Consider the following 21,959-nt stretch of genomic DNA (forward strand, 5'->3'; position numbering starts at 1 on the left):
GAGAATCAGTCCTCGGCGAGCAGGGCGAGGATCTCGTCGTCGAGCTTGTGCTGGTGCTCGCTGGCAAACTTGCCGACGATGACGTCGCGCCGCTGAGCGATGGGCGTGCCCGCGGTGACGCCCTGTCCGCCGATGCCGCCGATCGGGCGCCGTCCGACGCGGCTCGGCCCGCGGCTCGGACGCGGCGGACCCTGACCCGCGGCCGAGGCGGCCACCTGGGCCTGCGCCTCGGGGGCGGTGAACACGACGTGACCGAGCGTGGGATCGAGGGTCGGACCGGGCTCACCCGCGGCCAGCGGCGGACCCTGCGGCACGACCTCGCGCGGCTCGGGCGGCGGCCGCCGATCGGGCCGCTTCGCCGGCGCCTTCTCCTGCACCACCGGCGCGGCGACCTCGGGCTTGTTGGAGGCCTCGGGGTGGGCGCCGATGTACTTGATGATCCGCTCGTCGAACGACCCGCTGCGCAGCTGGCGGATCATCGACTTGTGCGAGTCCTGCATCGCCGCGACGATCACCGCGTCGAGGTTTTCGCTCTCCAACCGGTCGCGATAGTCGACCTTGTTGGTGGAGATGATCGTGCCGTCGTAGAACACGTGCGTGAAGATGTGGGCCTTCTGAATGCCCGAATCCTCGGTCTGCACGTGATAGAGCCGCCCCCGGTGCGGGATGTTGTGGTTGTAGCCGAGCTGGGGGGACTGGTTGGCCGCCATGGTGCTGCTCGCAGGAGCGTGCCGGTCTAGGTTGCCGGCGATTTACGCGCACCGCAAGCCCAACTGTACTTCGCAGGCGGTCCACTCACACAAATGTCCTGTAACTACGGCGGCGAGGGCTCCTGCTATGCTGCGGCACCCGACATCGTCGGGCCGCGAAGTCCCGTGTCCGCAGCCGTCGTCCCGCTCCTCCCCTCCCCCGGCGAATTGCTCGCACCGGCCGTCCAGGCCGGCAAAACCGGGGAGATCCCCGAAATCGCGCTCACTGCGCAGATCGCCGCCTGCGCCGAACGGGTGGCGGCCATCGACCCGCGAGAGGCCTTCGAACGGCTCAGCGAGGCGTTCTGTGGCCGCTACCCCGAGGTCGCGATGCAGTGGCTCCGCGACGCCGGCCTCCTGGTCCACCTGCTGCCCGAGCTCGACGCGACGGTCGCGTTCTCCCAGGAGGGCGGCCGCCGGCACAAGGACGTCTGGGAGCACACGAAGGCGGTGGTGCGCCAGTCGGTGCCGCGCCCGGCCGTCCGCTGGGCGGCGGTCCTGCACGACATCGGCAAGGTCACGACCCGCCGCTTCGTCGGCCCGGGCAAGGTCACGTTCCACGGCCACGCGGAGGAGGGCGTTCGCATGTACCGGCGCGGCCCGGCCCGCCGGATCGGCTTCCCCCCCGAGCTGCGCGAGCAGGTCGAGCTGCTCATCCTCCATCACCTGCGGCCGGGTCAGTACGACGGCGGCTGGACCGACGCGGCCGTGCGGCGCTTCGCCCACGAGATGGGCCCGCTGCTCACCGACCTGCTCGACCTGTCGCGCGCCGACGTGACGAGCAAGCGCCCGGGCAAGCGCCAGCGCTGCCTCTTCTTCATCAGCGAACTGAGCCGGCGGATCCGCGAGATCGCCGAGCTCGACGCCCGTGTGCCCCCGCTGCCCTCGGGCGTCGGCGACGTGCTGATCCGCGAGCTGGGCCTCGCGCCTGGCAAGATCATCGGCCTGCTGCGCAACCGCCTGACGGCCCTGTGCGAGGCCGGCGAGATCGAGGCCGGTCAGCCGGCGGAGTATTATGTCGGGGTCGTGCGCGAGCGCGGGCTGTTGACCGAGCTCGCCGGACCGACAACCTGAGCTGTCTCCCGGGACAGATCGTCCTTGCGATAATTCGCGCCGATCGGGCCCGACGAGTCTCGGGCCCCAAAGCGCCGCGGCCGTCGTCGTCGGCGCATTGAGCAGCTCCGCGAGGCAGCGCCTCCAAGACAACGAGCTGCCCCCCGGGACAGCTCTCTGGCGTTTGATGCTGTCCCGAGAGACAGCTCATTCCATCGCAGCGGGCTGCCGCAAGGGGCAGCGCATCGATGAACAAAACTGTCCCGAAGGACAGTTCACTCCGCGCTCGCTCAGGTCTTCTTGCCGTCGACGGCCTTGGCGTCGGCCGGGGCCGTGCCGCCTGCCGCGGGCGCGCCGTCGACGGGGATCGCCTTGCCGTCGGCGGCCTTGCCGTCACCGTGCTTGGCGCCGCCGCAGCTGCCCTCGCCGCACTTGCCCTCGCCGCACTTCATCTCGCCGGACTTGGCGTCCGCGGGCTTGGCGTCGACCGGCTTCGCGTCGACCGGCTTCGCGTCGGCCGGCTTCACGTCGGCCGGCGTGGGGTCGGCAGCCTTGGCGGGGGCGGCTTCCTTGGCGTCCTTCTTCGCCTCGCCGCCGCACGCGCCCGCGCCAAGTCCGAGGAGAGCGAGGGTGGCGGTGATCGTCTTGAGATCCATCAGTCTTGCGTCCTTGCGCCGAGGATAACAGCCGGCGCCGGCGGTGACGACGCTGGGAGTCTCGAGCGGGCTCATCCAGCTCGCTCGACCCGCGATGCCGGCCGAGGACGAGCGGGCGCGAGCGAGGACATCGCCGGACGGACCGAGAAGCGCCAGCAGCGACCCGACCTCGATGACCGGCAAGCCGGGCTCAATCCGCGCCCGGATTGGCCCAGGGCGGCGGCTCGGCGCGCACGTCGACCGCGACGCCGGTCAGCGGGTGAGTGAAGGCGAGACGCACGCACGCCAGCTCGAGCACCTCGCCGGCCGCCGCGCGACCGACGATGGGCCGCTCCAGCGCCTGCGCGTGCAGCGAGATCTGCTCGGTCGGCCCGCGCCGCAGCTCGACCTCGACCAGCGTCGCGCCGTCCTCCGCGGCCAGCGGACGAAACTCCGTGCGCGCCGCCATCACCTCGCGGTCCTCGGGGCGCGCCAGGCGGACGCCTGCGCTCGTCTTCACCAGAGATGTCTCGCAGACCATGACCTCCGGGACATGTCCTGAAAGCCTGGCACGGTAGACGCGGAGCATGTCGAGCTCGCTGAACTTGGGCAGGAAGCTCGACCGCTCCTGGCCGCGGGCGGTGAACAGCGCCAGGCCGGCCGCGCCGGGCTCGAGCGCGTGGACGAGGCCGACGTAGGGCCGCAGGACGCCGTCGCGCGCGAGCAGCTGGACCAGCGCGTGACTTACCGCCCCGCGGCTGCCCTCGCGGGTGGCCGCCGCCGGGACGCCGTGAGGCTTGTCGACGATGACGCAGTGCTCGTCGCGGTGGACGACGACCAGGCTCTCGGGCGCGAGCGGCTCGACGCTCGACGCGCTGGCGTAGATGGTGACCCGCTCGCCCTCGCGCACGCGCAGGGTCGGGATGCAGGTGCGGACGTTGCCGATGTAGACCCCGCCGGCGCGGATGAGGTCGGACGCCCGCGTGACGCCCAGGCCGAGGCGCCGGCCCAGCAGCTGGCGCAGGGTCATCCCGTCCTCCATCGAGATCACCCGCACCCGCACTCGCTCCGCCGACTGCGTGGCCGGCCCCGGCTGCGTCGGCTCTTCGGACCCGTTCATACGGACATGCCCTTCAAGACATGCCCCTTCGGGCATGGTCGGAGAGCCAGATGCGACGAGGCCTGCTGGAGAGGACGTGACTGCATGGACATGGCCTACGACCGCCGGAGGCGCAGCTCGTCGGCCAGCTCGCGCAGGTCGGCGGCGGTGAGGAGGTAGCGCTCGCCGCAGTAGGAGCAGCGGATCTCGGTGACCTCGCGCTCGCCGGCGAGGGCGTCGATGTCGTCGGCGCCGAGCATGGCGGCGATGTCGCGGGCCATCGCCGGCCCGCAGTTGCAGCGGAACGCCAGCGGCGTCTCGCCGACGACCTCGAACGGGGCGTCGCCGAGGGCGAAGCGTAGCAGCTCGGCCGGCGCGCGCGGCAGCAGCAGAAACGACGACAGCGCCTCGCCGGCCAGCCGCTCGCGCAGCGGCGCCAGCACTTCGCCGTCGTTGCCGGGCAGCGTCTGGCACAGGATCCCGCCCGCGCGCAGCACCCCGCCGGCCGCGTCGAGCAGCACCTCGCAGCGCAGCAGCGACGGCACCTGCTCGCTGGTGTTGAGGTAGTGCTCGAGGTCGAGGTCGACCTCGCCGGCGACCAGCTCGACGGTGCCCTGGTAGCGCGAGTCTGTCTCTGCGGACAGGTCGAAGTCGCGGGTGACGGTGAGCGCGCCGCGCCGGCCGAGGAACGGCGACAGCGGCAGGCGGCCCATCGCGCGCTCGAGCGTGGCCTGCAGCGGCGAGTCGCCGAAGCCGCGGCGCAGGCAGCCGCGCACGGTGCCGTCGCCGCGGGCGTCGAGGAGGAAACCGCCGGGCTCGCCGTCGCCGCCGCCCGCCCCGGGCAGGTCGGAGAAGCAGCGGGCGTCGACCCGCAGGCGCTCCGCGGGTGACTTCGTCAGCGTGGTCAGCAGACAGCCGGCGGTGAGCGCCCGACCCAGCGCGATCGCCTCGAGACCGCGGATGCCGTGGCGACGACACGACTCCTGGACCAGGTCGGTGGTGACGGCCGCCAGAGTGCGCATCGCCGGCACTTCGGGCGAGTCGGAGTCGGGCGCAGCGGCGATTGCGCGGAGGAGCACGTCCACGGCGAGAGGGTAGCGCGCCGCTCAGGGCAGGTCGATCAAGTTGAGGCGCACGCTGGCGGGCGCGCCCTCGCGGACCAGCTTGACCTCGACCTCGTCGCCGACCTTGTAGCGGTCGAGGGCGTTGTACAGGTCGTCGTAGTTCTTCACCTTGTGCTCGTTGATGCCGACGATGATGTCGCCGAGCAAGATCTCGCCGGTGCGGTCCTGCGACAGCCCGCGGATGCCTGCCTTGGCGGCGGGGCCGCCGGCGACCGTGCGCGTGATGACGACGCCCTTGACGCCGACGCGCGCGGCGTAGGCGTCGGCCAGCGGCTCGATGCCGAGGCCGGGGTGCTCGACGCGACCCTTGTCGATGATCTGCGGGACCACGCGGCGCACCGTGGCCACCGGCACCGCGAAGCCGATGCCGGCGCTGCTGCCGGTCTTGCTGAAGATCATCGTGTTCATGCCGATGAGGTGGGCGCCGCTGTCGAGCAGCGGGCCTCCGGAGTTGCCGGGGTTGATCGAGGCGTCGGTCTGGATCATGTCGCGGATGGTGACGCCGCCGTAACCCTGGACCTCGCGGCCGATCGCCGAGACCACGCCGGTGGTCAGCGTGTGGTCGAGGCCGAACGGGTTGCCGATGGCGATCGCGGTCTGACCGACCTCGAGCGGGCCGCCCTGCGGGAGCACGCGGATCGGCGTCAGCGGCTCGTCGCAGTCGATCAGCTTGAGCACCGCGATGTCCTTGTTGGGATCGCCGCCGAGCAGCTGGGCGTCGTAGGTCTTCTGGCTGTAGAGCGTGACGCTGTAGGTGCCGCGCGCGCGGCCGGCGTCGACCACGTGGTAGTTGGTGACGACGTGGCCCTGCGTGTCCCAGACGAAGCCGGTGCCCGAGCCGGCGGGGACCTCGAGCGCGCGCATCGAGTAGTCGCGGACCAGCCGCTTCTGCGTCACGAACACGGTGGCGGGCGCGGCGGCGCGGAACACGTCGATGACGTTTTGTTCAGCTTCGAGGCGCGCGGCCGGCGACGGTGCCTTGACCTCGGGCGTCGCCTGCGGCTGCGCTGGTGCGGCTGCGAGCCCCGTCAGCGTGGCGTGCGCGCCCATGTCCGGGGCGATCTCTCGCGGCGCGGGGGCGGACACTGCGACCGTCTCGGACTGGGGCGACGGCGGCGCTGCAGCCTGGCACTCGGTCATGCCCGGCAACACCGTGAGGCAGCCGAGGAGGACCAGGGACGAAGACAGCAAAGTACGGCGTGAGGCGGCCATGGCTGGGCTCTGTTTTAGGCGCCCGCCCGGCGTCCGCAAGGGCCTGCTGCACCCGCTGACGGCCGTGAGGGCTGCATTTATGTGCAGGCCGAAGCCGCGCAGGCGGGTTTCGCCCAGCGCCGTGATATACCTTGCCGACCATGAACGGTGCCGCCGCGCCAGTCCCTTGCCCCTTCTGCCAGCAGTCGCACCCGGAAGACGTGTTCGTGTGCCCGACCGCGGGGAAGGTCCTGCCGCTCGAAGGCAGGCTGCTGGACGGCAAATTCAGGTTCACCAAGCTGCTGGGGGCCGGCGGCATGGGGGCCGTGTGGCGGGCGCAGAACATCCGCGTGCGCAAGGCGGTCGCCATCAAGCTGATGCACCCCGAGTTCGCGGGCAACCCGGGCATCCTCGACCGCTTCAAGAACGAGGCCACCGCGGCCGGGCAGATCGGCAACCCGCACATCTGCGACATCTACGACTTCGGCCAGAGCGTCCTCGGGCCCTACATCGTGCTCGAGATGCTCAACGGGCGCTCGCTCGGTGAGCTGGTCCAACAGACAGGTCAGGTCGACCCCGGCCTCGCGGTGCTCATCCTCCGTCAGGCGCTCATCGGCCTCGACGCCGCGCACGCGGTCGGCATCGTCCACCGCGACCTCAAGCCCGAGAACATCTTCCTCCACGAGCCCTCGCCCGGGCACCTGCTGGTCAAGCTCATGGACTTCGGCATCTCGAAGTTCTCGCAGGGCGGCACCGAGGGCGGCGGGCGCACCAGCGCCGGCGTGCTGATGGGCACGCCCGAGTACATGTCGCCCGAGCAGACCGAGGGCGCGGCCGGGGTCGACCACCGCACCGACATCTGGGCGATGGGAGCGATCCTGTACAAGGCGCTGACCGGCGCCGACGCGTTCAGCGGCGCGACGATGGCCGCGATCCTCGTCGCGGTCTCGACCAAGCAGCCGGCGCCGATCGCCCAGCTCGCGCCGCACGTGCCGCCCGGCCTCGTCGCCGTGGTCGAGCGCTGCCTGGCCAAGGAGGCGAACGACCGCTTCGCCTCGTGCTCCGAGCTGTCGGCCGCGCTCGCGCCGTTCGAGCAGCTCGGCGCGCCGCTGCCGGCGATGGCCTCGCACACCCACGCGCCGCCGATGACCTCGGCGCCGATGACGGGCGCGCCGTCGTCCGTGCCGCCGCCGCAGGCCTCGACCGTGATCACCGGCGGGCCGCCGCCGACGTCGAACCCCGGCTTCGCGCCGCCGGTGGCGACTCTCATCACCGGCGGTCCGCCGAGCTCGCAGCCGCCGACCTTCCAGCCAGCGAGCAACAAGCCGACCTGGTCCGGCGAGCTCAGCCGGGGCCCCGCCGCGGAGGAGTCGTGGTCGCTCGGCCGCGGCGAGGGGACCAGCACCCAGCCGCCGATGCCGACGAGCAGCGGCGGCGGCAAGGGCGTCCTCATCCTCGTGGTGCTGCTCGTGCTCGGCGGCGCCGGAGTCGGCGTGTTCATCATGATGAAGCCGAAGGCGAGCGTCACACCGCCGCCTCCGCCCGAGGTCGTCAGCGCCGGCACTGCGGGCACCGAGACCAAGACGACGCCGACCCCCGAGACCAAGGTCGAAACGCCGCCGACGCCCGACACCAAGGTCGAAACGCCGCCCGATACCAAGGTCGACACGCCGCCCGATACCAAGGTCGACACGCCGCCCGACACCAAAGAAGACAAGGAAGACAAGAAAGAGGACACCAAGAAGCCGACGCCCAAGCCGAAGGAGCTGATCAGCGACGCTGACGTGCCCGGCCTGCGTCTGCCGGGCAAGATGCTGTGGGAGAAGGCCAAGGAGCACTGCGACAGCTCGACCGAGGCCGGCCTCAAGACCTGGCGTCTGCCCAAGAGCGGCGAGGTGCTGAAGTTCCGCAAGAACCCCAAGCTCGCCAATCGCAAGGTGTGGACCAGCGAGATGAGCGCGGGTCGAGTCAAGGTCGTCGACACCAACACCGGCGCGGTCGAAGAGGTCGCTCCCAACACGCCGAAGATCGACGTCACCTGCGTCGCGCTCAAGTGAGTGCGGCGCGCAGGCGCGCCCAGGCGTGTGTTAGGCTGCCCGCCATGTCTTGGCAGAACTTCGTCCGCCTCACCCTTCTCCCTTGCGTCACGCTGCTCGCGTGCGGTGACGACAGCAAGGCCTCCGGCACCGACACCTCGACCTCCACCGGTCCCACCACCGACAGCACCGCCGGGACCACGGACACCTCGACGACGACCGGCACGAGCACCGACGGCACCGCGACCGCCACCTCGACGGTCGATCCGACCACCGCCGGTCCCACCACCGAAACCCCGCCGACGTCGACCACCACCGTCGACCTGACCACCGACGGCACCTCGACCACCACCGGCGAGCCCGCGTGTCCCTACACCCCGGTGCCCGGTCGCCCCGGCTTCGCGCTCGAGGTCGTCGCCACCGGCTTCGACCGCCCGCTCCAGGTGCGCGCCGATCCCAGCGACCCCGAGCGCCTGTTCGTGCTCGAGCAGGGCGGCCGGATCAAGATCCTCGAGCCCGGGCAGAACACCGCCCCGGACGAGAGCTTCCTCGACATCGACGTCAAGAACAAGGTGCCGAACCAGATCGGCCCCGAGCAGGGTCTGCTCGGCTTCGACTTCCACCCGAACTTCCCCGCCGACCCGCGGATCTTCGTCAACTACAACCCGGGCATGTGGCAGGGCCCCGGGCCGACGTACGTGGCCGAGTTCAAGCTCGACCCCAACGACCCCAACAAGGTCGACCCGGCGTCCGAGCGGCTCGTCATCGCCATCTCACAGCCGGCCAGCAATCACAACGGCGGCATGATCGAGTTCGGGCCCGACGGCATGCTGTACATCGGCATGGGCGACGGCGGCGGCGCCGACGACCAGTTCGACACCGGCCGCGACAAGCAGTCGCTGCACGCCAAGATCCTCCGCATCGACGTCGAGCCCGACGGCACGCCCGACAGCAACGAGCCGTGCGGCCAGTGCGAGATGCTCGACGGCTTCGACTACACGGTGCCCGCCGACAACCCGTTCGTGAACGACCCCGAGTTCGCGCCCGAGGTCTACGCGTGGGGCTTCCGCAACCCGTGGCGCTTCTCCTTCGACGAGGACGGCACGCTGTACGCCGCCGACGTCGGCCAGAACCAGTGGGAAGAGGTCAGCGTCGTCGCGGCCGGCGCCGACTACGGCTGGAGCCTGATGGAGGGCAACCACTGCTTCAACGGCGGTTGCGACGACGGCAAGGGCGTCAACGAGGTCAACGACCAGGGCCTCACCACTCCGATCGCCGAGTACAACCACGGCGAGGGCTGCTCGATCACCGGCGGCACCGTCTATCGCAGCTGCGAGGTGCCCGAGTGGAACGGCACCTACTTCTACGGCGACTACTGCTCCGGCGGGGTCTACGCCCTCAACTGGGACGGCACCAACGTCGAGCTCCTCGGCAACGTCGCCGGCCAGGAGGACAGAATCCTCGGCTCCGGCAGCAACGGCTTCGGTGACGTTCTGTTCACCGTCGTCCAGCTCGACGGCTTCAACGCCCCCGTCGACGGCAAGATCCTGCGGGTCGTCCCGCAGTGACGCGAACGTGAAGACCAACGCCGCCAGGATCCTCGACAACCTCGGCATCGACTACGAGCTGCGGCCCTACCCGGTCGATGCCGAGCACCTCAAGGCGGCCGAGGTCGCAGCCCTGGTCGGCCTGCCGCCCGAGCAGGTGTTTAAGACGTTGATCGCCCGCGGCGACCGCAACGGCGTGTGCCTGGCGGTCGTCCCGGGCGACGGCCACCTCGACCTCAAGGCGCTCGCGCGCGCCAGCGGCGACCGGCGGATCGAGCTGGTCGCCCTGCGCGAGGTGACGCCGCTGACCGGCTACGTCCGCGGCGGGGTCACGGCCCTGGCCGGCAAGAAAGACTATCCGGTCTACCTCGACGAGACCGCGATTCTCTTTGAAAAGATCGCGGTGTCGGCGGGGACGCGCGGGCTGCAGATCGTGCTGCACCCCGATGACTACGTGCGCGCGACCCGGGCGACTCTCTGTCCGCTCGTACAGGACGTTTAGGACATGCGCGATGGGACATGCCCTCTCGGGCATGTCTCATCTTCCCAGAAGAATCAGTCGTCGAGCGCGCCGGCCTCGATCCACGCGCGCAGCTTGGCGACCAGCGGGTCGGGCAGCAGGGTCGGGGCGTTGAAAGGCATGTGGCGGACCACTGCGCCGTTGCCGTTCTGCGGCTCGCACTCGGCGACCAGCCGGTACAGCCAGCTCGCCTGCGGGTCGCCGGGAGTGACGAGCGGGTCGGGCGTGTCGGCGACGACCTCGTGGGCGAGCAGGCGGGCGCCGAGGCCCTCGGCCGTCTGCAGGTCGAGGCCGGCGGCGGGGGCCGAGGCGTCGTGGCACGACGAGAAGGTGCAGCTCGGGTTGAAGATCGAGTCGCGCACGCTGGCCAGCGTGGTGGGCGTGTCGGGCGCGGCAGTCGACGCGCTGTCGCTGCAGCTCTTGGTCGGATCGAGGTCGACGTCGCCCGGATCGGTCGGCGGCACGTAGAGCGGCCGGGCGATCTCCTCCGGCGTCGGCGGGCCCTGGGCCGGGTTCTTGAACACGGCATAGTTGGCGCACTCGGCCTCGTGCAGCACCACGTCGTCGTCGACGCCGACCAGCTGCGAGCCCTCGCTGACGCGCGACTCGATCATCACCCGCGCGTCGACGAGGCCGAGCATCATGCACATCTCCTGGTCGCCGATGCCGTAGCCGATCTCCTTGCCCAGCCAGTTATTGAAACCGCAGGCGAAGCGCAGGCCCTCGGCGTCGGACAGGTCGACGGGGGGGTCGAACGCGGCTCCGTTGGCGCCGCCGTTGAAGCCGTCGAGCTTGAACAGGAACTCGCCGTCGCGCGCGCCGCCGAGGACCTGCAGGCCGAAGTACTCACCGAGGTAGTGGTAGTGCGGGAGCACGTAGTAGAGCTTCATGTCGAACGGCTGGCCGGTCGACTTCTCGAAGGTCGCCTTGAACGAGCAGTTGCCGGTGAAGCGGCTGTGCTTGTTCGCGGGGATCGCCAGGTCGCGGTAGTCGAGGTGCATCGCCGCCAGCACCGCGCCGATGTCGCGCGGGTGGATGATGTCGAGCGCCATCCGCAGCTCGGAGTCGAGGTCGGTGCTGCCGAGGTTGAGCAGGTGGGTGCCGGCGATGATCTTGTGCCGCGCGGGGATCTTGATGACCGCGCCCGCCGGCAGCTGCATGACCTCCTGGCGCGACTGGGTCGACTGAGCGAACAGCACCGTGCCCTCGACCGCGGCGGTGATCTCGTTGTAGCTGCGCGAGGCGCAGTCCCAGAACCCGTCCTCGCCGGGGAACACCTCCTCCGGCACCGCGAACCAGTTGCTGTGGTGGAACCCGCCGTCGTTGACCAGCGTCACCGCGTTGACGTAGATCGCCTCGTCGTTGTGCAGCGTCCACTGCACGCACGGCTCGATCTCGAGGTACGGCGTCATCAAGTAGCTGCCGAAGCTGTGGACCACCGTCGCGGTCTCGGTCGCCGGCTCGCCGGTAGTCGACGGCGGCGGCGTCGGGTCGCCGGTGGTGCCGGTCGCCGTCTCGGAGGTGGTCGCGGTGGTGGTCCCCTCGCTGTCCGAAGAGCCAGGTCGGAGACAGCCGCACACGAGGGCGAGGACGACGAGCGAACGACGGGTCATGGCAGTACTCAATTATTCTCGGCGCCGGCGTTGATCCACGCGCGGATCAGCGCGACGGCGCCGTCGGTGAGCAGGGTGGGCGCGTTGTAGGGCATGTGTCGGACCGTCTGGCCTTCGCTGTCGGTCGGGTCACAGCGCGAGACGATGCGGTACAGCCAGCTGCCCTCGGCGTCGCCGGGAGCGACGAGCGGGACATCGACCCGGGCCGCGACCTCGTGCGCGAGCAAGCGCTCGTGCAGGCCCGGCGACTGCAAGTCGAGGCCGGCCGCGGGTTGCTTGGCGTCGTGACACGACGAGAACACGCAGCCCGGTGCGAAGATGGCGCCGGCGATGCCGCGGAGGCTCGGCGCGCCCTTGGACGGCGTGCTCGGATCGGCGTCGACGCACTGCTTGAGCGGCTCGAGGTCGACGTCGCCGGGGTCGCCCGGCGGGACGTACAGCGGCCCGGCCTTCTCTTCCGCGGTGGGCTCGGTCTGGGCGCCGTTCTCGGGGAAGGCGAGCGCCTGGCACGGGCCCTCGTGGAGCAGCACGTCGCCCTCGACGCCGGTCGGCTTCGAGTTGACGAGGACGCTGATGTCCATGATCGCGCGGCTGTCGGCGAGGCCGAGCATCACGCACATCTCCTGGTCGCCGATGCCCCAGCCGATGGACACGTCGCGCCAGTTGTCGAAGCCGCACGAGAAGCGCAGGCCCTCGCTGCCGTTGAGGTCGAGCGGCGGATCGAACGCCTTGCCGCCGGCGTCGGCGTTGAAGCCGGTCTTCTCGAACACGACCTCGCTGTTGCCGTCGGCGTCGAACTTCTCGAGGCGGAAGTGGTCGCCGAGGTAATGGGTGTGCGGCAGGACGTGGTAGAGCTTGAGGTCGAACTCGCCGCCGACCGCGCCGACGTAGGGCGCCCTGATCTTGCAAGTGCCGGTGAAGCGGCTGCGCCGGTTCGGCGGGATGTCGAGGTCGTAGTAGGTCAGGCGAAACGGGGCGACCAGGACCTCGACGTCGCGCGGGTGGATGATGTCGAGGGCCATGCGCAGCTCGGTCTCGATGGCGACGCTGGCGAGGTTGAGCAGGTGGACGCCGGCGATGATCTTGTGACGCGGCGGGATCTTGATGACCACGCCGGGCGGGAGCTGCTGGACCTCGCTGCGCGACTGGGTCGACTGGGCGAACACGACGGTGCCCGAGAGCGCGGCCTCGAGCTCGGAGTAGCCGCGGTCGGAGCAGCGGAAGAACCCGTCCTCGCCCGTGAACTTGTCCTCCGGGACAGTCAGCCAGTTGCTGTGGTGGAAGCCGCCGTCGTTGACCAGCGTGACGGCGTTGACGTACAGCGGCTGGTCGTTGTGCAGCGTCCACTGCACGCACGGCTCGGTCTCCTCGAAGGCCGCGAGCGTGGTGAGCCCGTAGGTGTGGACCAGAGTGGCCCGCGAGCCGTCGTTCGGCTCGCCGCCGCTCGCGGTGCCGGTGTCGCCGGTGGTCTCGGTCGCGGCCGGGTTCTCGGATGTCCGACAGGACAGGCTCGCAACGACGAGCCCCGCCGCGGCCGTGCGCGCCAGCGCGTGCATGTACAATGCCTCCAGGACCGGCCCGGGCCGCCCCACGGCAAAATATCATCGCCCCCGCCGCCAGGCTACGAAGACCTGCGTACGGCCGCCTGGGACGCCAATACCGCGTCGATCGCCGCCTCCAGGCGAGGCACCACCAGCGCCTCGAAGCGGCCGCGCACCGCGGGGTCGCCGAAACACCAGTAAGCGACCAAGGCCTCGAGGCCGGTCGCCGCGCGGTAAGCCCGCACGTCCCGCACGCCGCGGCCGGAGGCCTTGAGATTGACGTTGCGGCCGCGCCGCACGACCCCGGCCTCGTCGTCGTCGAGCTCGGGCTCGATGGCCGCGAGCAGCTCGGCCTGCGCCTCGGCGCAGACGATCCGGGCCTTCATGGCGTGAAGCCGGTCGGTCGGGTAGTCGCCCCGCAGCGCGAGGCGAAGTCGGACCTCCCGCTCGAACTCGGCGTCGCCGAGCCAGGCGAGGGTGCGGATCGATCTGCCGCGCAGGTCCATGGCGCGGCGCAGGATAGTCCAGAGGCGCGCACACCCGCGCGTGAGCCCTTGCACGTACGAACTGCGGGTCGGCGTCGGTGACGCTGCCGGGCAGCGCTATGCTCCGGCCGCCCATGGCCGAGCGCCCCCGCTTCTCCTCCCGGTATCTGGCGTACGCGCTCGCGGTCGTGTTCTTCGCCAACTTCCTCAACTACGCCGACCGCCAGGTGGTGAGCGCGCTCGAGGTCGAGATCAAGGGCGCCTTCGCCATGGACAAGGCGGAGTTCGGCATGCTGTGGTCCGCCTTCACGCTCGGCTACATGGTGTTCGCGCCGCTGATCGGCTACTGGGCCGGACGCTACCGCCGCACCATGATCTTCGCCGCGTGCGTGTTCATCTGGTCGCTGGCGACGATCGGCTCGGGCCTGGCGACCGGCAAGACGGGGCTGTTCCTGTCGCGCTTCTTGATCGGCGTCGGCGAGGCCGGATGCCTCGTCATCGGCCCGACGCTGGTCGCCGACTACTTCTCCGACCGCGTCCGCGGCCGCGCGCTGGCCCTGTTCTTCCTCGGCATGCCGCTCGGCGGCACCGCCGGCTACCTGATCGGCGGCCTCGTCACCCACTACTCGGGCAGCTGGCAGAACGCGTTCTTCGTGGCCGGCGCGCCCGGGCTGCTGGTGGCGATCCTGATCGCCATGCTCGCCGAGCCGCCGCGCGCCGGACAGTCCGGGACAGGTCCCGAAGAACATGTCTCTGGGGTCAAGTCGTACCTGGCCCTGCTGCGCAACAAGACGCTGATGCTGATCATCCTCGCGCAGGCGTTCGCGGTGATGATCCTGGTGCCGATCCTCCACTACAGCATCGAGTTCTTCCAGAAAGAGCGCGGCATGACGAAGGTCGAGGCGTCGCTGGCGCTCGGGGTGATCGGCCTCGTCGGCGGCCTCATCGGCTCGGGCCTGGCCGGCCTGCTCGGCGACCGCCTGGCCCGCCGCACCCGCGGCGCCTACGCCCTGCTCGCCGGCATCGCCTACGCCCTGGCGCTGCCGGCCTTCTTCATCGGCTTCTCGACCGAGAGCCGGGCGATCTTCCTGCCCGCGCTCGGCGTCGGCGCGACCTGCCTGTTCCTGTGCATGCCGTCGGTCAACACCCAGATCGCCAACGTCGTGCCCGGCACGCAGCGGGCGATGGCCTACGCGCTGGCGGTGTTCATCCTGCACTTCCTCGGCGACATGGCCGCGCCGCCGCTGTTCGGCAAGGTCGCCGACATCTACGGCTCGCAGCAGACGTTCCTCGTGACGTCGTCGACGCTGATCCTCGCGGCGACCTGCTGCTTCATCGCAGTGCGCACCGCCGAGAAGGACATCAAAAAATTCGTCGAGGGCCAGCCCTAGCGTAGCGCCGTGGTAGCGAACAATCGCTGCCCACAAGGACATGTCCTTATGTCCTTGTGGGCCGCAGGCCGGGCGCGACCGTCCGACTTCCGTCCGGCGCCCGCGCGGGCCCTCGCAGTGTCCGTCCCTCAGCTATCTACTTCGCGCTGCTTCTGCGCATCATCGATGCTAGCAACCGCGCGCGGCAGCGACAAGGCACCGCCGGACCTCATGTGGCCTTTGCGACAGGCGACGTACGGCGTCAACCGTCGTAGCTCTCGTCGCCGATCGTGGCCTTGAGCGCACCGGTTGCGGCGTCGTAGACCTCGACGGAGCTCATGCGCACCAGGAAGACATGGTTCGCGGTGGCCTCGATGCCGCGCAACCAGTCGACCGCGAAAATGCTGCGCAGCTTGTTGTCCCACAGACGATCGCCGGTCTTCGCGTCGAAGGCGACGAGGTGCCAGTGCTCGGGGCCCTCGCCGTAGGTGCCGAAGTAGCGACCCCCGGCCAGGATGTCCTGTTCGTTGTCGCGCTCGCGCACGGAGGCGAGGTCGACCGCGGGCACGGGGCTCTTCCACCGGACCTCGCGCGACGCGGGGTCGAAGCCGAAGACCATCGGATAGGCGGTGCCCGGCGACTTCACGCCGCGCGCGACCCCCAGCGTGCCGTCGAGGTGCACCCCCGAGACGTCGACGCCCTCGACCTTCGGCGCGCGGCGCAGTCGCTCGCTCGTCGACAGCGATGGATCTCCGCCGCGCGGGCTCCACACGTTCTTCGCCTCGCAGGTCCGCGGCAGCTTCTCCTCCTTGAGCGCCGGCGTGGCCACGTCGACCAGGAACTGGCGCCGGTCGACCAGCGCGAGGTACAGGCGCGGGCTCTCGGCTGTCTCATCGAGCAGGCAGAAGCGCTCGGCGCGATCGGTCAGCGCGATCTCCTGCACCGACTTGCCGCTGGCCAGGTCGAACGCCTTGAGCTTGCCGCGGAAGTCGGTGACGAACAGGCGCTCGCCGACCACGCTGAAGTGGGTCGCGCGGTAGGCCTCGCCGTAGCTGCCGAACGGGCCGACGCGGTAGCGCTGGACGCCGTCGTCGGCCGCGAACACTGCGACGTGGAGCTGGTCGTCGGGGCGCACGCGCAGGCGACCGACGATGTGCTCCTTGCCGTCGATGGTCACGACGATCGGCGGGCCGCCGACCTCGTCCCACATGAAGTCGGCCTCGTTGCGCATCGGGTCGGCCTTGACCGGCGGGCCGCCGATCGTCGGCGTCTGGGCCGGGGCGCCCGGGGTCGTGGGCACCAGCGCCTGCGTGATCGAGGACGAGGTCGCCGGCGACATCACGAGATAGGAGGTGGCGACGCCGAGCACCACCATCGTCGCCACGCCGCTGACCAGCGCGCCGACGACCTTGGGGGCCGCCTGGGTGCCGGCGCGCACGTGCTGCGGCTGCACCGCGGTGGTGCGCGGCAGGTCGAAGTTGGCGCCGCAGTACTGACAACGAGCGCTCCGCTTGCTGTCGTCGGGCTGGAGCTTGGCGCCGCAGTTGGGGCAGTCGAAGCTGATGACGGCCATGCGGCGACGACGGTACTACGACTCGCCGCGCGGGGGCGCACTCGCTGCGGTCCCACCCTCGCTCAGAGCCTCGTGGATCCGCTGCGCCAGCGCCGTGCCCACGCCTTTCACCTCCGTCAGCCGCGCCGGAGCCGCGTTGCGGATCTCCGCGACCGTGCCGAAGTGCTGGATGAGCGCCTTCTTCAGCGCCGGGCCGACGCCGGGGATGTCGTCGAGGGCGCTGTGGAGGGCCCGCTTGCCGCGGCGCTTGCGGTGGTGGGTGATGGCGAAGCGGTGGGCCTCGTCGCGGATCTGCGTCATCAAGTACAGCTCGGAGCTGCCGGGGCGCAGGCGGATCGCATCCTTCGCGCCGGGCACGAACACGCGTTCCGGCTTGACCTCCCACTCCTCGGGGTCGTCGTCGGGCGTGCGCACGACGTAGTCCTGGTAGCTCTGGCCCGGGAGCTGCGGCGCTTCGGGATCGGGCTCCACCGGCGCAGGCGCGTCCTCGGCCGTCAGCGTGCCGGCCGCGTCGAGCGCGGCCGCGGCGTCGGCGTAGGTCTTGAAGGTGCGCAGGCGCTGCAGCGCCGCCTTGCCGCGCCCCAGGCCCTGGCGCCGCTCCTTGGCCAGCGAGACGACGTCGACCCCGCCCTCGCCGATCGGCACCCCGAGGTCGTGCAACGCGGCGATCACCCGCCCGAGCTGGCCCTTGCCGCCGTCGATGACCAGGAGGTCGGGCAGCGCCCAGGTGTTCTCGACGACCTCGTCGAGCGCGTCGAGCGTCGGCTCGGCCTCGGCCTCGGCGAATTCATCTGGCTCTTCGGACATGTCCTCTCCGACATTCGCGCGCTTGAGCCGGCGTCCGAGCACCTCGTACATGCTGCGGAAGTCGTCGTTCTGGCGGTCGCCCTGGGCCAGGCCGCCGAGGCCCTTGATCTTGAAGCTGCGGTAGCGCTTCTTGGCCGGGGCGCCGTCGACGAACACGACCATCGACGCGACGGTGTCCTGGCCCTGGATGTGGCTGATGTCGTAGCACTCGATCACGCGCGGCAGGCGGGTGAGGCCGAGCCGCTGCTGCAGGGTGCGCAGGGCCTGCTCGCTGTCCTCGGCGCGGTTGCGGCGCGAGGTGAAGTTGGACGCGGCGTTGCGCTGGGCCAGGAGCAGCAGCTTCTTGCGGTCGCCGCGCTCGGGCACGAGGAGCGCGACCTTGCGGCCGCTGTGCTCGCGCAGCCACGCCTTGAGCGGCGCCTCGTCGTCGTCGAGCAGCTCGGAGGGCAGGAGGATCTCGTCGGGGATCGTCGGCGCGTCGTCGTAGTAGGCGACGAGGAAGCTGCCGAGCACGTCGGGGTCGGGCAGCTCCATGCCGCGGGCCGAGAAGGTGCGCGTGCCGAGCAGCTTGCCCTGGCGTACGTGCATGACCACGAACTCGACCTGGCCGCCCTCGCGGTACATGCCGATGACGTCCTGGTCGAGCGCGGCCGAGCCGACGACCTGCTGGCGCTCGAGGCTGGTGCTGATCGCCGACAGTTGGTCGCGCAGGCGCGCGGCGGTCTCGAACTCGAGCGCGCCGGCGGCGTCCTCCATCTGCGTGGTGAGGCCGGCCACCAGCTCTTTGTGCCGGCCCTCGAGGAACAGACCGACGCCCTTGACCTGCAGGCCGTAGGCGTCGCGATCGACCGGGTAGACGCACGGCGCCGGGCAGCGGCCGATCTGGTGCTGCAGGCACGGGCGCTTGCGGTGCGTCAGGGTGTAGTCGGTGCAGGTGCGCAGCTTGAAGTAGCGGTTGACGACCTTCAGCGTGTGACGGGCGCTCTGGGCCGAGTGGTACGGGCCGAAGTAGCGGGCGCCGTCCTGACGCATGCGCCGGACCAGCTCGAGCCGCGGCCACTTGGCCTTGGGGTCGAGGCGCAGGACCAGGAACTGCTTGTCGTCGCGCAGCTTGACGTTGAAGCGCGGCTTGTACTTTTTAATGAGGTTGTTCTCGAGCAGCAGCGCCTCCTTGTCGTTGGAGGTCACCACCGTCTCGATGTCGCCGAGCGTGTGCGCCAGGTAGGGCACGAACAGCCGCGGGTCGGTGCCGTTGAAGTACTGCCGCACGCGCGCGCGCAGCCGCTTGGCCTTGCCGACGTAGACGACGTCGCCCTTGCGGTCGCGCATGATGTAGACGCCGGGCAGGTCGGGCAGGCGCTCGACGATCTCCGCCAGCTCCTCGGGCGAGCCCGCGCGCGGCTGCCACTCCGCGTCGGCCTGGATCGCCGCCAGCGCCTCGGTCCGCGCCGAGCTGACGAACCGCCCCGGCGCGTCGAGGTCGCCCGCGCCGCCGTCGGCGACCTCGAAGCTCTCGAGCACGTCCTCGGTCTCCGGGGTGTACGCCTCGGTCGTCGGCGGCTTGGAGGCGTCGTCCGGGTATGGCTTTTTGGACATGCCCTCAGGAGCCTGTCCCGAAGCGCCGGCGGGCGCGTCGCCTGGATCTGGCTCTCGGGACATGCCCTCAGGGCCCTGTCCCAAAGCACCTTCAGCCGGAGGACCGGCGGGGGGCGGCGGCGCGTCGGCGGGGGGTGCGGCGGGTTTGTGCGGGGGTCGTCCTTGACGCGCGGCCATGGGCCATCTCAGCCGAAGAGGTGCGAGAACAGGTCGTTGCGAATGGTGACCCAGAGGATGAGGCCGAGCAGGGCCAGCATGCCGATGCCGTGGACGGTCTCCTCGATGCGCGGGGTGACGCGCCGGCGGGTCACGGCCTCCCACAACAGGAAGACGAAGCGGCCGCCGTCGAGGGCGGGCAGCGGGAGCAGGTTGAACAGGCCGAGCAGGGTGCTCATCTTGATGGCGATCTCGAGGAAGGCCTCGATGCCGCGCTCGGCCGACTTGGCGATCTCGCGGACGATGCCGACCGGGCCGCTCATCTTGCCCTCGATGCGACCGGTGACCCACTTGCCGAGCGCGTCGAGCTGGAAGGCGCTGAACTTGATCGGGAACAGCACGGCGGTCTTGGCGGCGATGCCGACCGGGTGGGTCTCGCGGGTGACGTCACCGGGCGACATCTGGATGCCGATCTTGCCCTCGGCGGTCAGCGGCAAGTCGAGCGCGACCTCCTGGCCGTCGCGGCGGACCACCATCGGCACGGTCTCCCCCTTGTGCGCGGCGGTGGTGGTGAGGATCTTGTCCTGCGTGCCGCGGCCGGTGATGTCTTCGCCGGCGATCTTGTACAGCTCGTCGCCAGGCAAGAGGCCCGCGGTCTGGGCCGCCGGCTCGACCACGTTGTCGACGCGCATCGACAGCGGGACCTCGTTGCCGACCATGGTCAGGGCGACGAAGCCGAGCACCATCGCGGTGAGGTAGTTGGCCAGCGGACCGCCGAGGATGGCGAGCATGCGGGCCCAGATCGGGCGGTTGCGGTAAAGGGTGGGGTCGTTCGGGTCGTGCTGGGGGACCTCGCCAGGACGGCCGCCCTCGGCCACCGCGAGCGAGGGCGCGTCGTCGGCCTCCATGCCGACGATGTGCACGTAGGCGCCGAAGGGGATCGCGCTGATGACGAATTCGGTGCCGCGCCACACGCCGAGCCGCGCGACCACCGGACCGATGCCGAACACGCTGAAGCGGTCGACCTTCATGCCGGTGGCGACCGCGCAGATGTAGTGCCCGAACTCGTGAACGATGATTAAAAGCGAGAGCGCGACGATGGCGAGGAGGGTGGCCACCGCGGGACTATAGCAGCGGGCGAGCTCAGGTCCCGAGCGGGCGGTCGAGCTGGCTCAAACCGACCCATCCCAGGCGCTGGCGCACGAACAGCGCGGCGCGTTCGGCGACGCCGCGGTCGGGCGCGGGGCTCCACGCCGCCCGCTGGCCGCGCGCCGCGAGCTCGTGTTCGACGGCCTGCTGGGCCGAAACGAGCCCGCCGGAGAGGTGGCCGAGCACCTGCGCGCCGAGCTTGGCCTCGACCGCGAGGATCTCCCCCGGCACGATCGCGGCTCGCTTGCCGCTCTCCAGCTGATTCAAGCCCCAGGTCATCAGCTGGGGGTCGACGACGCGGTCGACGAGCAACCACCGGTCTCCGCGGGCCGCCCGCGCCGCCTCGATCACCGCCATGCCTTGACGCACGTCTTGAAGGATCCGCAGCTCGGGGATCCGCGCGTGCAGGACGCTCAGCAGGCTGAGCGTGTTGTCGACGGAGGTCTGGTCGACCGCCAGCAGCTCGAACGGCCGCCCCTTGGCCCCGAGACTCCGCACCACGTCGACAGCCCGCCGCACCATCTGGGTCACGGCCGGTTCACGGTTCCGTAGCAAGAGGATGACGCTGAGCGACAACTGCATGGCGGCGTGCGTGGGGGAGTACTCCCTCACTATGCCCGGTAATAGTTCCGAACGCCGCTCATCGTCAACAAATCACCGGTTGGCGGCCAGGCGGACGCGGAGGAATCAGGGATCGCGGTGTCCCCACTCGGGGGCGGACCCATGTACTTCAGGGCGAGCCCGAGTCGCGACGATCCGCGGGCCGAACTATCGTGCGCAAAGTCAAGCGCTCGGGCGCACTTTGCCGATGCGCCGCGCCCGAGCGCGCGCAGGGGTCACTGCGGCGACACGGCGGGCTCGACTTTCTTCGCGGCACCTGCAAACAGGCAGCCGCACCGAGCGACCTCCCCGCGGGGGCAGTTTCGCGTATCATCCGCGCGCCGCTCGTGACCGCCCCTCACGGGCCTCGTGCGACCACAGGAAGAACCAGAGCAATCTCATGGCTGGCGTCAACAAAGCCATCGTCCTCGGCCGCCTCGGCCGCGACCCGGAGCTCCGCTACATGCAGAACGGGCAGCCGGTCTGCAAGCTCAACGTCGCGACCTCGCGCAAGTACCAGAACAAGAACAACGAGATGGTCGAGGAGACCGAGTGGCACCGGATCACGGTGTGGGGCAAGCAGGCCGAGCACTGCAACAACTTCCTCACCAAGGGCCGCGAGGTCTACGTCGAAGGCCGCCTGCGCACCTCTTCGTACGAGAAAGAGGGCCAGAAGCACTACACGACCGAGATCGTGGCCGACACGGTCCAGTTCCTCGGCGGCCGCGGTGAAGGCGGCGGCGGTGGTGCTGAGGGCGGTGCCGGTGCCGGTGGCGGCGGCGGCTACGGTGGTGGCGGCGGCGGTGGTGGTAGCCGCGGCGGCGGCGGTGGTGGTGGCTACGGCAACCGCGGTGGCGGTGGCGCTGGTGGCAATCGCGGCGGCGGCGGGTACAACCGCGGCGGCGGTGGTGCTGGCGGCGGCGGCGGCGGCTTTGGCGGCGGCGGCGGCGGCGGCTTCGACGACGAAGGCGGCGGTGGTGCTGGGCCCGGCAACGAGCCGTACGACAACAACTATATGCCGTCCGACCCGGGCGACGACGACATCCCGTTCTGAGCCGCCGCAGCCGGCGGAGCTGGCCCCGAGGGCCTGGCGCGAGGAGCATGTCCCGCGTGCC

The 21,959-nt window shown here is 70.6% G+C and carries 18 protein-coding genes; 6 read left to right on the forward strand and 12 right to left on the reverse strand.

All coding sequences use genetic code 11. From position 1 onward, the window contains the following. Positions 1 to 5 precede the first annotated feature (5 nt). A complete protein-coding gene (locus tag OV090_RS22775; RefSeq protein WP_267706224.1) occupies positions 6 to 710 on the reverse strand; it encodes a hypothetical protein in 705 nt (234 codons plus the stop codon). A gap of 165 nt (positions 711 to 875) precedes the next feature. Here OV090_RS22775 and OV090_RS22780 point away from each other — a divergent pair, with 165 nt between their 5' ends. Then, the gene (locus OV090_RS22780) at positions 876 to 1,823 is read left to right on the forward strand and encodes an HDIG domain-containing metalloprotein (RefSeq protein ID WP_267706226.1); all 948 of its coding nucleotides are present in this window, start codon (positions 876 to 878) and stop codon (positions 1,821 to 1,823) included. Between the two features lie 269 nt (positions 1,824 to 2,092). On the opposite strand, the gene OV090_RS22785 is transcribed toward OV090_RS22780, so the two are convergent. The 4 genes from OV090_RS22785 to OV090_RS22800 all read right to left on the reverse strand — a co-directional run bounded on the left by OV090_RS22785 (position 2,093) and on the right by OV090_RS22800 (position 5,872). Continuing rightward, on the reverse strand, positions 2,093 to 2,458 hold the full coding sequence (locus OV090_RS22785; RefSeq protein WP_267706228.1) for a hypothetical protein: 366 nt from the start codon (positions 2,456 to 2,458) through the stop codon (positions 2,093 to 2,095). Between the two features lie 190 nt (positions 2,459 to 2,648). Further along, positions 2,649 to 3,557: a pseudouridine synthase gene (locus OV090_RS22790; RefSeq protein ID WP_267706230.1), complete on the reverse strand. Its 909-nt coding sequence runs from the start codon at positions 3,555 to 3,557 to the stop codon at positions 2,649 to 2,651. A 95-nt stretch (positions 3,558 to 3,652) separates the two neighbouring features. Next, positions 3,653 to 4,621, reverse strand: coding sequence for an Hsp33 family molecular chaperone HslO (locus tag OV090_RS22795; protein ID WP_267706232.1), 969 nt, complete (start codon positions 4,619 to 4,621; stop codon positions 3,653 to 3,655). A gap of 21 nt (positions 4,622 to 4,642) precedes the next feature. After that, positions 4,643 to 5,872 (reverse strand): trypsin-like peptidase domain-containing protein, encoded by a 1,230-nt coding sequence (locus OV090_RS22800; RefSeq protein WP_267706233.1) that lies wholly within the window; start codon positions 5,870 to 5,872, stop codon positions 4,643 to 4,645. A 140-nt stretch (positions 5,873 to 6,012) separates the two neighbouring features. Here OV090_RS22800 and OV090_RS22805 point away from each other — a divergent pair, with 140 nt between their 5' ends. From OV090_RS22805 to ybaK, 3 genes are read left to right on the forward strand one after another with little or no spacing between them, the layout of a single operon-like run. Next, complete coding sequence (locus OV090_RS22805) at positions 6,013 to 7,908, forward strand: serine/threonine protein kinase (protein ID WP_267706235.1); 1,896 nt, start codon at positions 6,013 to 6,015, stop codon at positions 7,906 to 7,908. A gap of 44 nt (positions 7,909 to 7,952) precedes the next feature. Beyond that, a complete protein-coding gene (locus OV090_RS22810) occupies positions 7,953 to 9,455 on the forward strand; it encodes a PQQ-dependent sugar dehydrogenase (protein ID WP_267706237.1) in 1,503 nt (500 codons plus the stop codon). Between the two features lie 7 nt (positions 9,456 to 9,462). Further along, complete coding sequence (gene ybaK, locus OV090_RS22815) at positions 9,463 to 9,936, forward strand: Cys-tRNA(Pro) deacylase (RefSeq protein WP_267706239.1); 474 nt, start codon at positions 9,463 to 9,465, stop codon at positions 9,934 to 9,936. Positions 9,937 to 9,989: 53 nt separating this feature from the next. Here ybaK and OV090_RS22820 read toward each other — a convergent pair whose 3' ends face one another. The 3 genes from OV090_RS22820 to OV090_RS22830 all read right to left on the reverse strand — a co-directional run bounded on the left by OV090_RS22820 (position 9,990) and on the right by OV090_RS22830 (position 13,614). Beyond that, positions 9,990 to 11,567 (reverse strand): hypothetical protein, encoded by a 1,578-nt coding sequence (locus OV090_RS22820; protein WP_267706240.1) that lies wholly within the window; start codon positions 11,565 to 11,567, stop codon positions 9,990 to 9,992. A gap of 8 nt (positions 11,568 to 11,575) precedes the next feature. Further along, the gene (locus tag OV090_RS22825) at positions 11,576 to 13,123 is read right to left on the reverse strand and encodes a hypothetical protein (RefSeq protein ID WP_267706241.1); all 1,548 of its coding nucleotides are present in this window, start codon (positions 13,121 to 13,123) and stop codon (positions 11,576 to 11,578) included. Between the two features lie 65 nt (positions 13,124 to 13,188). Beyond that, entirely contained in the window at positions 13,189 to 13,614 is a 426-nt protein-coding gene (locus tag OV090_RS22830; protein ID WP_267706242.1) for a ribonuclease III domain-containing protein, read from the reverse strand. A gap of 113 nt (positions 13,615 to 13,727) precedes the next feature. On the opposite strand from OV090_RS22830, the gene OV090_RS22835 reads away from it, so the two are divergent. Next, positions 13,728 to 14,984: an MFS transporter gene (locus OV090_RS22835; protein WP_267706243.1), complete on the forward strand. Its 1,257-nt coding sequence runs from the start codon at positions 13,728 to 13,730 to the stop codon at positions 14,982 to 14,984. A gap of 241 nt (positions 14,985 to 15,225) precedes the next feature. Here OV090_RS22835 and OV090_RS22840 read toward each other — a convergent pair whose 3' ends face one another. From OV090_RS22840 to OV090_RS22855, 4 genes are all read right to left on the reverse strand, one after another. After that, positions 15,226 to 16,536, reverse strand: a complete 1,311-nt coding sequence (locus tag OV090_RS22840) for a hypothetical protein (protein ID WP_267706244.1) — start codon at positions 16,534 to 16,536, stop codon at positions 15,226 to 15,228. A gap of 15 nt (positions 16,537 to 16,551) precedes the next feature. After that, positions 16,552 to 18,939: an excinuclease ABC subunit UvrC gene (uvrC, locus tag OV090_RS22845; RefSeq protein ID WP_267706245.1), complete on the reverse strand. Its 2,388-nt coding sequence runs from the start codon at positions 18,937 to 18,939 to the stop codon at positions 16,552 to 16,554. Between the two features lie 185 nt (positions 18,940 to 19,124). Then, positions 19,125 to 20,213 (reverse strand): M50 family metallopeptidase, encoded by a 1,089-nt coding sequence (locus OV090_RS22850; RefSeq protein WP_267706246.1) that lies wholly within the window; start codon positions 20,211 to 20,213, stop codon positions 19,125 to 19,127. 25 nt (positions 20,214 to 20,238) lie between these two features. Beyond that, on the reverse strand, positions 20,239 to 20,826 hold the full coding sequence (locus OV090_RS22855) for a hypothetical protein (RefSeq protein ID WP_267706247.1): 588 nt from the start codon (positions 20,824 to 20,826) through the stop codon (positions 20,239 to 20,241). Between the two features lie 418 nt (positions 20,827 to 21,244). Between OV090_RS22855 and ssb the strand changes: the two genes are divergently transcribed. Next, on the forward strand, positions 21,245 to 21,898 hold the full coding sequence (gene ssb, locus OV090_RS22860) for a single-stranded DNA-binding protein (protein WP_267706248.1): 654 nt from the start codon (positions 21,245 to 21,247) through the stop codon (positions 21,896 to 21,898). Positions 21,899 to 21,959 lie beyond the last annotated feature (61 nt).

Source organism: Nannocystis sp. RBIL2 (assembly GCF_026626745.1).
Classification (GTDB): Bacteria; Myxococcota_A; Polyangia; order Nannocystales; family Nannocystaceae; genus Nannocystis.

What these genes read in the sequence shown, in the direction of transcription:
- OV090_RS22805 (WP_267706235.1), top strand. Translation starts at nt 6,013, where the DNA reads ATGAACGGTGCCGCCGCGCCAGTCCCTTGCCCCTTCTGCCAGCAGTCG.
- ssb (WP_267706248.1), top strand. Translation starts at nt 21,245, where the DNA reads ATGGCTGGCGTCAACAAAGCCATCGTCCTCGGCCGCCTCGGCCGCGAC.
- OV090_RS22855 (WP_267706247.1), bottom strand. Translation starts at nt 20,826, where the DNA reads ATGCAGTTGTCGCTCAGCGTCATCCTCTTGCTACGGAACCGTGAACCG.
- OV090_RS22810 (WP_267706237.1), top strand. Translation starts at nt 7,953, where the DNA reads ATGTCTTGGCAGAACTTCGTCCGCCTCACCCTTCTCCCTTGCGTCACG.
- OV090_RS22835 (WP_267706243.1), top strand. Translation starts at nt 13,728, where the DNA reads ATGGCCGAGCGCCCCCGCTTCTCCTCCCGGTATCTGGCGTACGCGCTC.
- uvrC (WP_267706245.1), bottom strand. Translation starts at nt 18,939, where the DNA reads ATGTCCAAAAAGCCATACCCGGACGACGCCTCCAAGCCGCCGACGACC.
- OV090_RS22840 (WP_267706244.1), bottom strand. Translation starts at nt 16,536, where the DNA reads ATGGCCGTCATCAGCTTCGACTGCCCCAACTGCGGCGCCAAGCTCCAG.
- OV090_RS22800 (WP_267706233.1), bottom strand. Translation starts at nt 5,872, where the DNA reads ATGGCCGCCTCACGCCGTACTTTGCTGTCTTCGTCCCTGGTCCTCCTC.
- OV090_RS22825 (WP_267706241.1), bottom strand. Translation starts at nt 13,123, where the DNA reads ATGCACGCGCTGGCGCGCACGGCCGCGGCGGGGCTCGTCGTTGCGAGC.
- OV090_RS22775 (WP_267706224.1), bottom strand. Translation starts at nt 710, where the DNA reads ATGGCGGCCAACCAGTCCCCCCAGCTCGGCTACAACCACAACATCCCG.
- OV090_RS22785 (WP_267706228.1), bottom strand. Translation starts at nt 2,458, where the DNA reads ATGGATCTCAAGACGATCACCGCCACCCTCGCTCTCCTCGGACTTGGC.
- OV090_RS22820 (WP_267706240.1), bottom strand. Translation starts at nt 11,567, where the DNA reads ATGACCCGTCGTTCGCTCGTCGTCCTCGCCCTCGTGTGCGGCTGTCTC.
- OV090_RS22790 (WP_267706230.1), bottom strand. Translation starts at nt 3,557, where the DNA reads ATGAACGGGTCCGAAGAGCCGACGCAGCCGGGGCCGGCCACGCAGTCG.
- OV090_RS22830 (WP_267706242.1), bottom strand. Translation starts at nt 13,614, where the DNA reads ATGGACCTGCGCGGCAGATCGATCCGCACCCTCGCCTGGCTCGGCGAC.